The organism is Opitutia bacterium, from assembly GCA_016217545.1.
Taxonomy (GTDB): Bacteria; Verrucomicrobiota; Verrucomicrobiia; order Opitutales; family Opitutaceae; genus Didemnitutus.
Genome location: JACRHT010000017.1, coordinates 1,028,643 through 1,041,300, shown reverse-complemented (window position 1 = coordinate 1,041,300; position 12,658 = coordinate 1,028,643). Strand labels below are relative to the sequence as shown.

Below are 12,658 nucleotides of genomic sequence, written 5' to 3'. Positions count from 1 at the left end.
AAGTTTTCCCTTGCGCTACCTTGTAGAACGCGCAGCGCCTCTGTGCGTAGAGATTCCACTCCCGCAAGATTCAACGTCGCAACCAGAGACTTCCATCATGCGCGCAAAATTAAAGTTCAGCTCCAAATCAAGAGATCACGCTGTAACAATTGCACTGGTCGTTGGGTGTGCTGTGTTACTGGCAAGCCAATACTTCGTTTCGGGCGCAAAACATAACGAACCCGCTCTGAACGAAGCCGGGGACGTTGTGCAAAACCCTGCATTCGTCGTTTCTTCAATTCACCAATTGCTACTCGCAACACTAATTGATCGTGCCGAGTCATTAGAGGGCGAAGAGGTTTCGACGCCTGACAGACTGTTTGAGAATTGCGTCGAAAAAGGCGGCGCCGAATTTGTCAGTTCTTCCGAGATGGACGTCACCGCTGCCGCGTTGGCCAAACGATCTGCTCTGGATGCTGCCATGTGGTTGGAGGAGATGCCACCGTCTGATGCTCGGGCTAGTGCACTGGCAGCGCTGGCCGTCAACTGGGCCGGTTCGTCTCCGGAACAAGCCGTGACTTGGGCTCAGACGCTACCCGAAGACGAAGGCCGCGAACTGGCGTTGATGCGGGCCTTTGGCCGGTGGCTTGAAATAGACACTGAAGCGGCCATGCATTGGTTGGTTGATCACGAATCAGACCCAGCTGCCGATCAAATGCTGGGGAGCTTTTTGCGAGATACCGGTTTCGGTCTCCGGCAACCTCACATCGCATTTCGATGGGCAGAACTGATATCTGCTCCCGAACAACGGGGAGACCATATGGAAGAAATCTTTCGCGCATGGGCTTTTCGAAATCGCGATGCTGCCACGCAGTATGTTGTAGATAGCCAGCAAGTAAACGAGTCCGAAAGAAAAAGGTTACTCAATTCGATTACCAAAGCAGTGAGGTAGAAAGTGTGATCGGCGTGCTGAGTAGTCGCCTTGACAGCCGTGTGTTGCGCTCGGGGCAGCGATTACAAAGGAATTTCAGCCCCGGAATTTCGTGTTAAAAAACCGGTTGCTCCGCCAGTTTTCTTTCGGGAGCCGAAAGAAAACTGCCACGCCGAAGCCTTCGGCGGAGGCGGGCCAATCGCCGGTCAAGCGCGCGACCGCCAATGACACACGCCTCGTTTCGCGCGCGGCAGAAAGAACCGGAATTCCTCCGCCGCGCGTGACACGCTTATGCAGACCGCGATTTACCAAAACGGCCTTGCCCGTCGAAGGTCGGTTGGTAGGGTGCGGTGCATTTTTTTCTACGCGCTTACCGTCATGGTTTCTCCCAACACAGACCTGAGTTACGACAGCAAGATCGAGGGCAACGTCGTGCCCACGACGCTGGACTCGGCGATCAACTGGATCCGCAACAATTCCATGTGGCCGATGCCCATGGGCCTGGCGTGCTGCGCCATCGAACTCATGGCGTCGGGCGGCAGCCGGTTCGACATCGCGCGCTTCGGTGCGGAGGTCATGCGCTTTTCCCCTCGTCAGGCCGACTGCATGATCGTGGCCGGCACCGTCACCTACAAGATGGCCCCGCAGGTCCGCCGCATTTACGACCAGATGGCCGCTCCGAAGTGGGTCATCGCCATGGGCGCCTGCGCTTCGACCGGCGGCATGTATCGCAGCTATGCGACGCTGCAGGGCGTGGACCGCATCATCCCCGTCGACGTCTATGTCAGCGGCTGCCCGCCGCGCCCGGAGGCGTTGCTCGACGCGTTGATGAAACTCCAAAAGAAGGTCGGACAAGAGCGTTCGGCCTCCCGTCTGCTTACCGCCTGAGCGCCGCGCCCATGACCGCTCCCAACGCCGACGTCATTTCCGCCGTCCAAGCCCAATTTCCGGCCGCCACGCCGCGCCCGAGCGCGGACCATCCCGCGATCAACGTTCCCGCGGCCGACGCGATCGCCGTGTTGCGCTTCCTGCGCGATACGCAGGGCTACGATTACCTGACCGATCTCACGGCCATCGACTGGAGCGCGGAGAAATCCCCGCGGTTCACCGTGGTCTGGCACCTCTATTCCAGCACGAAGCACGTCTGGGTGCGCGTCGCCGCGGATTGCCTCGACGACGCCAATCCCACGATGCCGACGACGTCCGTCCTGTGGGCCGGCGCCAACTGGCACGAGCGCGAGTGCTTCGACCTGATGGGCATCAAGTTCGAGGGCCATCCCGATCTCCGCCGCATCCTGATGTGGGACGGCTATCCTTATCACCCGCTCCGCAAGGAATTCCCGCTCGCCGGCATCCCGACCGATCTCCCCGACGCCGAAATCGCCGCGGAGGTCAAAGTCGGCACGATCGCCGCGCCGATGGCCGGCGGTCCGTTCGTCGCCACGCCCGGCGAGCCCATGAGCGAGGCGGAACCGCGCGCCAAGGACGAGTCCTGGAACGAGCGCCGCGAAAAGCCCGAAAACGCCTAACCCGATGGCCACCGAGCATACTTTCCCCGACGCCACCGCGAAGACCGCCGCGAATCTCCCCAAGGAGTTCGACCCGGAGAAGATGTCCCTCTCGATGGGACCTTCGCATCCGTCCACTCACGGCGTGCTGCGCGTGCAGTTCGAACTCGACGGCGAGACCGTCACGAAGGCCGATCCGGTCATCGGTTACCTGCACCGCGGCGATGAGAAGCTGGCGGAGAACATGACTTACAACCAGTTCGTGCCCTACACGGACCGGTTGGACTACATCGCGCCGCTCGCGAACAACCACACGTTCGCGCACGCCGTCGAGCAGCTCGCCGGCCTGAAGATGCCGGACCGCGTCAACGCCATCCGCGTGCTCACTTCGGAAATGGCGCGCGTCTCCTCGCACCTCCTCGGCCTCGGCGCCTTCGGCATCGATGTCGGCGCGTGGACGGTGTTCATGTATACCTTCAACGAGCGCGAGAAGCTCTACAACCTGTTCGAGAAGCTCACCGGCGCGCGCTTCACCACCAGCTACACTCGCATCGGCGGCGTTTCGCGCGACATCCCGCCGGGCTGGCTCGAGGAAGTCGACGCGTTCTGCGACCAGTTTCTCCCGATCCTCGACGAGGTGCTCGCTCTGCTCTCGCGCAACAAGATCTTCCTCGATCGCACCGTCGGCATCGGCGTCATTTCGAAGGAGGACGCGATGTCCTACGGCCTCTCCGGCCCGAATCTCCGCGGCTCCGGCGTGGCGATGGACCTCCGCAAGGACCGTCCGTATTGGGGCTACGACCAATACGAGTTCGACGTCCCGATCGGCTCGAAGGGCGATTGTTACGACCGTTACCTCGTCCGCGGCGAGGAGATGAAGCAGTCGATCCGCATCATCAAGCAGGTGATCAAGAAATTCCCCGCCGGCGACTACTACGCGCCCGAGGCGCGCCGCATCTTTGCCCCGCGCAAGGACAAGGTGCTCACCTCGATGGAGGAGCTGATCAACAACTTCATGATCGTGACCGAGGGCCCGCAAATGCCGGCCGGCGAAGCTTATTTCGAGCACGAGAATCCGAAGGGCATCCTCGGCTTCTACGTCGTCTCGAAGGGCGGCGGCGTGCCGTATCGCCTGCGCATTCACGGTCCGTCGTTCTCCAGCCTCTCCATCCTTCCGAAAATTTGCGTCGGCTGCCTGATCTCCGACGTCGTCTCCATCCTCGGCTCGCTCGACTTCGTCATGGGCGAGTGCGACCGCTGATTTCCGCGCTGATGAATCTGAAGCCCGAAACTTTCGCCAAGATCGACGAGGTCATCACCCATTACCCGGTGAAGCGCAGCGCCACGCTGCCGCTGTTGCATCTCATCCAGGAGGACGCCGGCTACATCTCCGACGCGGCCATCGAATGGGTTGCCGCCAAGCTCGAGCTGCAGCCGATCAACGTTTACGAAGTCGTCACCTTCTACCCGATGTTCCGCCGCAAGCCGATCGGCCGGCGCCACATCAAGGTCTGCCGCACGCTCTCCTGCGCCATCATGGGCGGCTACAAGGTCTGCGAGCGCTTCGAGAAGGAATTCGACACGCACCGCGGCGAGATTTCGCCCGACGGCGAAGTCACGATCGAGTTCGTCGAGTGCCTCGCTTCCTGCGGCACGGCGCCCGTCGTGATGGTCGACGACCATCTGCACGAGAAAGTCGACGACGCCAAAGTGAAACAACTCGCGGACCAGATCCGCGCGGAGGCCAAGCAGCGCAAATGAAGAAAATCCGCCTCATGCAAGTGCCGCCGATCCGCTTCGGGATCGTCCTCGGACTCATCAATGGAGTCATCGGGATGATCACCGCGCCGATCCTGCTGCTCTCGCTCGGGGCGGCTGCGACGTGGGACACCACGCTGCTCCCGAAATTCATGGGCATCCCGTGGCTCTTCGCCGGCGGCGCGGCGCTGTTCATGCCGTTCATCCACTTGGTCGGCGGCTTCCTCGTCGGCGTGCTGCTGGCGATGATCTACAACCTCGCCGCGCGCTGGACCGGCGGCATCGAGATCGTGATCGACGACAAATGAGCAACACCCGCCCCAAGCTTTTCGTCTACGGCACGCTCCGCTCTGGCGGCGCGCACGAGATGGCGCGCTATCTCCGCGCCAACGCCGAATTCCTCGGCGCTGCCGAACTCCCCAAGGCTTCCCTCTACCTCGTCGGCCAGCATCCCGGCGTCGTCTGCAGCGCCAAGGCCAAGGGCAGCGTGAAGGGCGAGCTCTTCGAGCTGAACGACGAGTCCGTGCTCGGCCGCCTCGATCGCTACGAGGATTGCGACCTCGAGTCGCCCGACGACTCCGAATATCTCCGCCGCCAGCGCCTCGTGCGCCTCGGCAAGTCCCGCAAGGTCCGCGCTTGGGTTTACGAATACAACCGCTCCGTCGACGGCCTCGCGCCGCTCGCCAACGGCGTCTATCGCCCGCACCGCGACTGATTTTCCCGCACCTTTCTCCATGCCCGCTCCGCAACAACGCCGCCTGATTTTCGCTCACATCGACGAGCCCGGCTACACCAACGACCTCGCCTGCTACATGAAGCACGGCGGTTACGAGGTGCTGAAGCGCGCCGTCGCGCGCCAGCCCGCGGAGCTCATCGACGAGGTCAAGAAGTCCGGCCTGCGTGGCCGCGGCGGCGCCGGTTTCCCCTGCGGCGTGAAGTGGACGCTCGTCGACCGCAAGAGCGGCAAGCCCATCTACCTCGTCGTGAACGCCGACGAGTCCGAGCCCGGCACGTTCAAGGACCGCTACATCATCCACCAGGACCCGCACCAGCTGATCGAGGGCATCATGGTCTCCTGCTGGGCGAACAACGTGAAGCAGGCCTACATCTACATTCGCGGCGAGATGCCCCTCGGCGCGCGGATTCTCGAAAAGGCCATCCAGGAAGCGCGCGACGCGAACTTCGTCGGCAAAAACATCCTCGGGACCGGCTACAGCTGCGACATCTTCGTCCACCGCGGCGCCGGCGCCTACATCTGCGGCGAGGAAACCGGCCTCATCGAGTCGCTCGAAGGCAAGCGCCCGTATCCGCGCATCAAGCCCCCGTATTTCCCCGCGGTCCTCGGCCTCTACCAGTGCCCGACGATCGTGAACAACGTCGAGACGCTCTGCCACGTGAAACACATCGTGGACATGGGCGGCGACAACTACGCCAAGATCGGCACGCCCAACAACACCGGCACGCGCATTTTTTGCGTCTCCGGCCACGTGCAGAAACCGGGTTACTACGAATTCGAGACCGGCAAGATCACGATGGGCCAGCTCCTCAATGAGGTCTGCGGTGGCCCGCTGCCCGGGCGCAAGTTCAAGGCCGTCATCCCCGGCGGTTCCTCCGCGAAAGTGCTCCGCTTCGGCGAGAAATTTAAGCTGAAACAGAAGGACGGCTCGTTCCTCGAACTCGCCGTCGAGGATCTCCCGCTCGACTTCGATACGCTCGCCGCCGCCGGCACGATGGGCGGCTCGGGCGGCGTGATCGTGATGGACGACTCCGTCAACATGGTCGAAGCGCTCGGCAATTTGAACGCGTTCTACGCGCACGAGAGCTGCGGCCAGTGCACGCCCTGCCGCGAAGGCTCGCTCTGGATGAAGAAGATCACCGCGCGCATGGTCGACGGCCACGGCCGCACCAACGACGGCGAACTCCTCAAGAACGTCGCCGACCAGATCGCCGGCCGCACCATCTGCGCGATGGGCGAAGCCTGCTCGTGGCCGACCCAGAGCTTCGTCCAGAAGTTCAGCGACGAATTCAAAGCCTATCCCGAAGCGCGCAAGGCCAAGCCCGCCGACGCGCTCCCGATCGTCTAAGCCTTTTCCGAGATGTCTTCCGCTCCCGCCAAACCTGCCGACCTCGTCACCGTCAACATCGACGGCAAGGACATCGCCGTGCCGAAGGGCACGAACGTCATCGAGGCTGCCAAGCTCCTCGGCATCGAGATCCCGCATTACTGCTACCACCCAAAGCTGAGCGTCGTCGGCAATTGCCGCATGTGTCTCATCGAAATGGGCATGCCGGCCGTCGATCCCGCCACGAAGGCGCCGGTCATGGACCCGGCCACCGGCAAGCAGAAGGTCAACTGGATGCCGCGCGCCCAAATCGGTTGCGCGACGAACGCCGCGCCCGGCCTGCACATCCGCACCAACACGCCGATGGTGAAGGAGTGCCGCGAGGGCGTGACCGAGTTCCTCCTCATCAATCACCCGCTCGATTGCCCGATCTGCGACCAAGCCGGTGAGTGCAAACTCCAGGAACACTCCACCGCCTACGGCCGCGGCTACTCGCGCTTCGTCGAGAACAAGAACGTGAAACCGAAGCGCACGCAGCTCGGACCGCGCGTCACGCTCGACGACGAGCGCTGCATCCTCTGCTCGCGCTGCATCCGCTTCTCGAAGGAGGTCGCGAAAGACGACGTCCTCGGCTTCATCGACCGCGGCAGCTACAGCACGCTCACGTGCTACCCGGGCAAGAAGCTCGAGAACAACTACTCGCTCAACACCGTCGACATCTGCCCCGTCGGCGCGCTCACCTCGACCGATTTCCGCTTCAAGATGCGCGTGTGGTTTCTCAAGGAAACCCCGAGCATCGACACCGAGTCGTCCGTCGGCGCCAACACGACCGTGTGGTCGCGCGAAGGCATTCTCTACCGCATCACGCCGCGCCGGAACGACGCCGTGAACGACACCTGGATGACCGACTCCGGCCGCCTCCTCTACAAGCAGGTGCGCAGCGAGGACCGCCTCCTCGTCGCCTCCATCAACGGCGGCACCTCCGCCTACGAGATGGCGATGAAAGCCGCCGCCGATCTGCTCCGCGCCGGCTCCGTCGCCGTCGTCGGCTCCGGTCGCAGCTCCGTCGAAGAACAATTCCTCACCAAGAAACTCGCCGCCGCGCTCAAGGCGTCGGTCGCGCTCATCAGCCGGGTGGGGAAGGGTGACGGCATCCTCCTCTCCGCCGACCGCAACCCGAACGTCCGCGGCGCGCTCGTCACCGGCCTCATCTCCGCGCTCCCGACTGTAGCCGGGCTCGGTGAGCCCGGCCGACCGGGGTCAGCGACCCCGGCTACAACGGATGTCCGTCTCGGTGGTTTGCAGCAGCTCGCGGCCGACATTGACGCCGGCAAGGTGAAGACCGTCGTCGCGGTCAACGAAGACCTCGCCGCCGCCGGTCTCACCGCCGCGCAACTCGCGAAGGTCTCCGTGATCTACCTCGGCTCGCACAAGAACGCCACGAGCGCCGCCGCGAAGGTCGTCCTCCCGACGCTCACCGTTTTCGAAAAGTCCGGCACCTTCGTGAACCAGCAGTTCCGTCTGCAGAAGTTCACCAAGGCCGTCCCCGGTCCCGAAGGCCTCGCCGACGATCTCGTCACGCTCGCCAACCTCGCTGCCGCGGTCGGCGCTGGCGCTCTCTCGTCCGATCTCGCCGGCCTCTGGGCCACGCTCGCCGCGGAAGTTCCGGCGCTCGCCGGCCTCAGCTACGCGAAAATCCCCGCCACCGGCACGCTGCTCGACAGCGCCGCGTGGGCTGGTCTGCCCTTCGTCGAAGGCGAGACGCTCCACTTCAAACCCGCCGCCGTCCCCGCGGCCGCCAACGCCTGATGCGCCATGGTTGAATTCTGGCAAAACCTCCACCCGGCCGTGCAGCTCTTCCTCAAGGGCATCGCGGTGGTGCTCGTGATTTTCCCGCTCGGCGGCATCGGCTCGCTCGCGGAGCGCAAGATCTCCGCCGCGATGCAGGGCCGCCCCGGCCCGAACCGCGCGCTCCCGATCTGGTTCCGCTGGGTGCCCGTGCTCGGACCGTTCCTGCAACGCCTCGGCGTGTTTCACCTCATGGCCGACGGCTTGAAGATGCTCTTCAAGGAGGACGCGCTGCCCGGCCACGTGAACAAGGTCTACTTCGTCGCCGCGCCGATCCTCGCGATGATTCCCGCGCTCACGACCGTCACCGCGGTGCCGTTCGGCGCCTACCTGAACGGTGAGGGCGAACTCGTTCCGCTCGTGCTCGCCAATCTCGACGTCGGCATCCTCGCGGTGTTCGCCGTCTCCTCGCTCGGCGTCTACTCGCTCATCATCGCCGGCTGGGCCTCGAACTCGAAGTATCCCTTCCTCGGCGGTGTCCGTGCTTCGGCGCAGCTCATCTCCTACGAGCTTTCGATGACGCTCTCCGTGCTGCCGGTTTTCCTCTGGATTAACGCTCCCGGCACGAACGGCTCGCTCAGCCTCTTCAACGTCGTCCAATACCAGAGTCAGCCCGGCCTCCTCGGCGGCACGTGGTTCTTCTTCCTGATGCCGGTCTCGGCGGTCGTGTTCCTCGTCTCGCTCTTCGCCGAGACGAACCGCCTGCCGTTCGACATGGCCGAGGGCGAGGCCGACCTCGTCGGCGGCTTCCACACCGAATACGGCGCGTTCAAGTGGGGCCTCTTCTTCGTCGCGGAATACGCGCACATGATCGTCGGCTCCGGCGTGTTCGTGCTGCTGTTCCTCGGCGGCTGGAATCCGCTGCCCTGGCTCCCGCTCGAGAAGGTCCTCGGCTGGATGGGCGTCGCGGGCAACCACCCGATCCTCTTCGGCATCGCCTCGATCGTCGTCTTCCTCGTGAAGGTGCTGTTCTTCATCTTCGTGTTCATGTGGGTCCGCTGGACCGTCCCGCGCTTCCGCTACGATCAGGTGATGAAGCTCGGTTGGCAGAAGCTGCTCCCGCTCGCGATCGGCAACCTGATTTTCTACGCGGCGGCCATCGCCATCATCGAACTCCACCTCGGCGTCGCGGCATGGGTCGCGCTCGCTCTCGCCACGATCGTGGCGCTCTTCGCCATCCTCCGCCCGCAGAGCCGGGCCGCCCTCTGACCCTTTCCGCGCATGGCTTACGTCGTCGAACGCAAACCTCTCTCGCTCTCCGAGCGCCTCTACATCCCGCAGGTCCTCGCGGGCATGAAGACCACGCTCAAGCACTTCTTCGCGCCGAACGTGACGATGGAGTATCCGGAGCAGCGTCCCGCCATCCCGCCCGGTTACCGCGGCGTGCCCACGCTGGTGAAGGATCCGAACGGCCGCGAAAAATGCGTCTCCTGCCAGCTCTGCGAATTCGTCTGCCCGCCCAAGGCCATCCGCATCACGCCCGGTGAGATCCCGCCCGACGCCGCGAACGCGCACGTCGAGAAGGGCCCCAAGGCCTTCGACATCGACATGCTGCGCTGCATCTACTGCGGCCTGTGCCAGGAAGTCTGCCCCGAGGAGGCGATCTGGCTGCAGAACCAATACTCGATGTCCGGCTACACGCGCGAGGAGATGGTCAACAACAAGGAGCGTCTCTACGAACTCGGCGGCACGTTGCCCGACCAACATTTCAAGTGGGACAAGAAGAAGGCCGCCGAACAGCGCGGCAACGCCCACCACTAAGCCATGGCCAACCTGCTCTTCTACATCTTCGCCTTCCTGACCGTCGTCTGCGCGGCGCTCGTGGTGGTGAACAAGAACCCGGTAAACGGTGCGATGTTCCTGCTGCTCTCGCTCGTCGGCATGGCCGGACTCTTCGTCATGCTCGACGCCGCGCTGCTAGCCTTCGTGCTCCTGCTCGTCTACGCGGGCGCGGTCGTGGCGCTGTTCCTCTTCATCATCATGCTGCTCGACACGCGGCCGGAGAGCCTGAAGCCCTTCAAGAAACTCAGCATCCTCGCCTCGACCGTCGGCGGCGCGCTGCTGCTACTCGGCGTCTATTCGCTCTCGCACCGCGTGATGCTCTCGTCCGCTGCGCCGGTCGGCCCGGCGCCGACGCTGAAGAACTACGCCGAACAACTTTTCACCACTTACCTCCTGCCGGTGCAGGTCGTCGGCTTCATGCTCCTGATCGCCATGCTCGGCGTCATCGTGCTCTCGAAGAAATTCGCCCCCGTGGAGGACGCGAAATGAACCAGAACAGTAGCGAGCATCGAGTAGCGAGTAGCGAGCATCCCAAACGCGGATGTTCTGCCTCGCTGCCTTCTACTCGCTACCCGCTACTCACTACCCGCTACTTTCCCGCATGAGCCTCAACGCCTACATCCTGATCAGCCTGCTGCTGTTCGTCATCGGCTTCATCGGCGTGCTGCTCCGCAAGAACACGCTCGTGATCTACATGTGCCTCGAGCTCATGCTGCTTGCCTCGACCCTCGCGCTCGTCGCGTTCTCGCGCTTCAACGGCACGCTCGACGGTTCGGTCTTCGTTTTCTTCATCCTGACGATCGCGGCGGCTGAGGTCGCCGTCGGCCTCGCCATCATCGTCGCCCTCTTCCGCAAGCGCCACACGGTGCAAGTGGAGGAACTGTCCGCGCTCAAGAACTGACATGTCTCCCGTTCAGTCCGCTCTCCTTCTGCTCCTCACGCCGCTCGCGTCCGCGACGCTGATCGCGCTGTTCCTGCGGCGTCAGGGTGCGCTCGCCCAATGGGTCTCCGTCGCTGCCGCCGCCATCATCTGCGCGCTCTCGCTGCAGTTCGTGTTCAACGGCACCGACGTGAACGCCTCGCTCGAGTGGCTGCGCTTCGGCAGTTTCTCCGTCTCGCTCGGCTTCAAGATCGACGCCCTCGCGCGGCTCATGCTCTTCGTCGTCGGGTTCGTCGGGTTCCTCATCCACGTGTTCTCGATGGGCTACATGCACGACGACGCGGCGCGCGCCCGCTTCTTCGGCGGCCTGTCGGTGTTCATGTTCTCGATGCTCGGCATCGTCGTCGCGGACTCGCTGTTCATGATCTTCATTTTCTGGGAGCTCGTCGGTTTCAGCTCCTGGCTGCTGATCAACCACTATCACGAGAAGCAGTCCGCGGCCGACGCCTCGAAGAAGGCCTTCATCGTCAACCGCGTGGGCGACTTCGGTTTCCTGCTCGGCATCGTCGCGACCTACTGGCTCTTCGGCACGACCAACCTCAACGACCTCGCCTTCAAGGCCGGTTCGCACGGCTACGCGATCTCCGCCGCGATCCCGCTGCTCCTGTTCTGCGGCGCGATGGGCAAGTCCGCGCAGATGCCGCTCCACGTGTGGCTCCCGGACGCGATGGAAGGCCCGACGCCCGTCTCCGCGCTCATCCACGCCGCCACGATGGTCGCGGCCGGTATCTACATGCTGTGCCGGATCAATTTCCTGATGGTCCCCGAGGCGCTGAACGCCATCGCGGCCATCGGCACCGTCACGGCGGTCTACGCCGCGCTCTGCGCCGTCGTGCAGCGCGACATCAAGAAGGTCCTCGCTTACTCCACGCTCTCGCAACTCGGCTACATGGTCGCGGCGTTCGGCCTCGGCTCGCTCGTCACGTCGCACGAAATGGGCGGCAAGGTCCACCAGGTCGTGATCGCCGCTGGCGTCGGCGCTGCGATGTTCCACCTGACGACGCACGCCTTCTTCAAGGCGCTGCTCTTCCTCGGCTCCGGCTCTGTCATCCACGGCTGCCATCACGAGCAGGACATCTTTCAGATGGGCGGCCTGCGCAAGAGCATGCCGATCACCTTCCTCACGTTCACCGTCGGCGTGCTGGCGATCATCGGCTTCCCGTTCCTCGCCGGCTTCTTCTCCAAGGACGCGATCCTCTACCTCGCCTTCAAGAAGAACACCGTGATCTTCGCCGCCCTCGCGTTCACCGCGATCCTGACCTCGTTCTACATGGTCCGCATGTGGAAGATCGTCTTCTTCGGCGAAGCCCGCTCCGACCACGCGAAGCACGCGCACGAGAGCAGCCTCGTCATGACCCTGCCGCTGATGCTGCTCGCCGGTCTCGCGATTTCCGGCGGCTACCAAGCCATTTACGGCAAACTCGCCGGCCCGATCGCGCACCTCATTCCCGAAGCGCACGGCACCGACCACACGATCATCTTCGCGGTTTCGCTCGCCGTCATGGTCATCGGCGCCGGCGCGGCGTGGGCTTTCTATCCGACAGCCGCGACCGACGCCCTCGAGGAAAAAGCCGGCGGCGCCTTCCGCGGCCTCGTGGCACTCAAGGAATCCTTCGACAAGGTCTACGATTACTACGTGGCGAAGGTGCAGCAGCGCTTCGCGATGCTGATCAACTTCCTCGAGCAAATCTTCCTCGCTGGCCTGATCATCCGCGGTTGCGCGGGTCTGGTCGGCCTCGTCGGTCTTGGCGTGCGCGCGCTGCACGTCGGCAGCCTGCACGCTTACGTCTACTGGTTCCTGCTCGGCACCGTGCTCCTCTGGGGCTTCGCCGCGGGAATCTTCTAAAAT

At 63.6% G+C, this 12,658-nt stretch carries 14 protein-coding genes; all 14 read left to right on the top strand.

Annotated elements, in window-relative coordinates:
- Positions 1-97 precede the first annotated feature (97 nt).
- A complete protein-coding gene (locus HZA32_20365; protein MBI5426438.1) occupies positions 98-931 on the top strand; it encodes a hypothetical protein in 834 nt (277 codons plus the stop codon).
- 357 nt (positions 932-1,288) lie between these two features.
- Positions 1,289-1,798, top strand: coding sequence for an NADH-quinone oxidoreductase subunit NuoB (gene nuoB / locus HZA32_20360; protein MBI5426437.1), 510 nt, complete (start codon positions 1,289-1,291; stop codon positions 1,796-1,798).
- Positions 1,799-1,809: 11 nt separating this feature from the next.
- Positions 1,810-2,439, top strand: coding sequence for an NADH-quinone oxidoreductase subunit C (locus tag HZA32_20355; GenBank protein MBI5426436.1), 630 nt, complete (start codon positions 1,810-1,812; stop codon positions 2,437-2,439).
- 4 nt (positions 2,440-2,443) lie between these two features.
- Positions 2,444-3,679 (top strand): NADH dehydrogenase (quinone) subunit D, encoded by a 1,236-nt coding sequence (gene nuoD, locus HZA32_20350; protein ID MBI5426435.1) that lies wholly within the window; start codon positions 2,444-2,446, stop codon positions 3,677-3,679.
- Positions 3,680-3,690: 11 nt separating this feature from the next.
- A complete protein-coding gene (locus HZA32_20345; protein ID MBI5426434.1) occupies positions 3,691-4,179 on the top strand; it encodes an NAD(P)H-dependent oxidoreductase subunit E in 489 nt (162 codons plus the stop codon).
- A complete protein-coding gene (locus HZA32_20340; GenBank protein ID MBI5426433.1) occupies positions 4,176-4,484 on the top strand; it encodes a hypothetical protein in 309 nt (102 codons plus the stop codon). Before HZA32_20345 ends, HZA32_20340 begins: the two co-directional genes overlap by 4 nt.
- A complete protein-coding gene (locus tag HZA32_20335; protein MBI5426432.1) occupies positions 4,481-4,891 on the top strand; it encodes a gamma-glutamylcyclotransferase in 411 nt (136 codons plus the stop codon). Before HZA32_20340 ends, HZA32_20335 begins: the two co-directional genes overlap by 4 nt.
- 19 nt (positions 4,892-4,910) lie before the next feature.
- Positions 4,911-6,260 carry an NADH-quinone oxidoreductase subunit NuoF gene (gene nuoF, locus HZA32_20330; protein ID MBI5426431.1) on the top strand — a complete coding sequence of 450 codons (1,350 nt, stop codon included), beginning with the start codon at positions 4,911-4,913 and terminating at the stop codon, positions 6,258-6,260.
- Between the two features lie 12 nt (positions 6,261-6,272).
- A complete protein-coding gene (locus tag HZA32_20325; GenBank protein MBI5426430.1) occupies positions 6,273-8,048 on the top strand; it encodes a (2Fe-2S)-binding protein in 1,776 nt (591 codons plus the stop codon).
- Positions 8,049-8,054: 6 nt separating this feature from the next.
- Positions 8,055-9,296, top strand: a complete 1,242-nt coding sequence (locus tag HZA32_20320) for an NADH-quinone oxidoreductase subunit H (protein ID MBI5426429.1) — start codon at positions 8,055-8,057, stop codon at positions 9,294-9,296.
- A 12-nt stretch (positions 9,297-9,308) separates the two neighbouring features.
- The gene (locus HZA32_20315; GenBank protein ID MBI5426428.1) at positions 9,309-9,848 is read left to right on the top strand and encodes an NADH-quinone oxidoreductase subunit I; all 540 of its coding nucleotides are present in this window, start codon (positions 9,309-9,311) and stop codon (positions 9,846-9,848) included.
- 60 nt (positions 9,849-9,908) lie between these two features.
- Positions 9,909-10,358 (top strand): NADH-quinone oxidoreductase subunit J, encoded by a 450-nt coding sequence (locus HZA32_20310; GenBank protein ID MBI5426427.1) that lies wholly within the window; start codon positions 9,909-9,911, stop codon positions 10,356-10,358.
- 112 nt (positions 10,359-10,470) lie between these two features.
- On the top strand, positions 10,471-10,770 hold the full coding sequence (gene nuoK / locus HZA32_20305) for an NADH-quinone oxidoreductase subunit NuoK (GenBank protein ID MBI5426426.1): 300 nt from the start codon (positions 10,471-10,473) through the stop codon (positions 10,768-10,770).
- A gap of 1 nt (position 10,771) precedes the next feature.
- Positions 10,772-12,655 (top strand): NADH-quinone oxidoreductase subunit L, encoded by a 1,884-nt coding sequence (locus HZA32_20300; GenBank protein MBI5426425.1) that lies wholly within the window; start codon positions 10,772-10,774, stop codon positions 12,653-12,655.
- Positions 12,656-12,658 lie beyond the last annotated feature (3 nt).

Coding starts and splice junctions, on each gene's coding strand:
- HZA32_20365 (MBI5426438.1), top strand. CDS start 98: ATGCGCGCAAAATTAAAGTTCAGCTCCAAATCAAGAGATCACGCTGTA.
- nuoB (MBI5426437.1), top strand. CDS start 1,289: ATGGTTTCTCCCAACACAGACCTGAGTTACGACAGCAAGATCGAGGGC.
- HZA32_20355 (MBI5426436.1), top strand. CDS start 1,810: ATGACCGCTCCCAACGCCGACGTCATTTCCGCCGTCCAAGCCCAATTT.
- nuoD (MBI5426435.1), top strand. CDS start 2,444: ATGGCCACCGAGCATACTTTCCCCGACGCCACCGCGAAGACCGCCGCG.
- HZA32_20345 (MBI5426434.1), top strand. CDS start 3,691: ATGAATCTGAAGCCCGAAACTTTCGCCAAGATCGACGAGGTCATCACC.
- HZA32_20340 (MBI5426433.1), top strand. CDS start 4,176: ATGAAGAAAATCCGCCTCATGCAAGTGCCGCCGATCCGCTTCGGGATC.
- HZA32_20335 (MBI5426432.1), top strand. CDS start 4,481: ATGAGCAACACCCGCCCCAAGCTTTTCGTCTACGGCACGCTCCGCTCT.
- nuoF (MBI5426431.1), top strand. CDS start 4,911: ATGCCCGCTCCGCAACAACGCCGCCTGATTTTCGCTCACATCGACGAG.
- HZA32_20325 (MBI5426430.1), top strand. CDS start 6,273: ATGTCTTCCGCTCCCGCCAAACCTGCCGACCTCGTCACCGTCAACATC.
- HZA32_20320 (MBI5426429.1), top strand. CDS start 8,055: ATGGTTGAATTCTGGCAAAACCTCCACCCGGCCGTGCAGCTCTTCCTC.
- HZA32_20315 (MBI5426428.1), top strand. CDS start 9,309: ATGGCTTACGTCGTCGAACGCAAACCTCTCTCGCTCTCCGAGCGCCTC.
- nuoK (MBI5426426.1), top strand. CDS start 10,471: ATGAGCCTCAACGCCTACATCCTGATCAGCCTGCTGCTGTTCGTCATC.
- HZA32_20300 (MBI5426425.1), top strand. CDS start 10,772: ATGTCTCCCGTTCAGTCCGCTCTCCTTCTGCTCCTCACGCCGCTCGCG.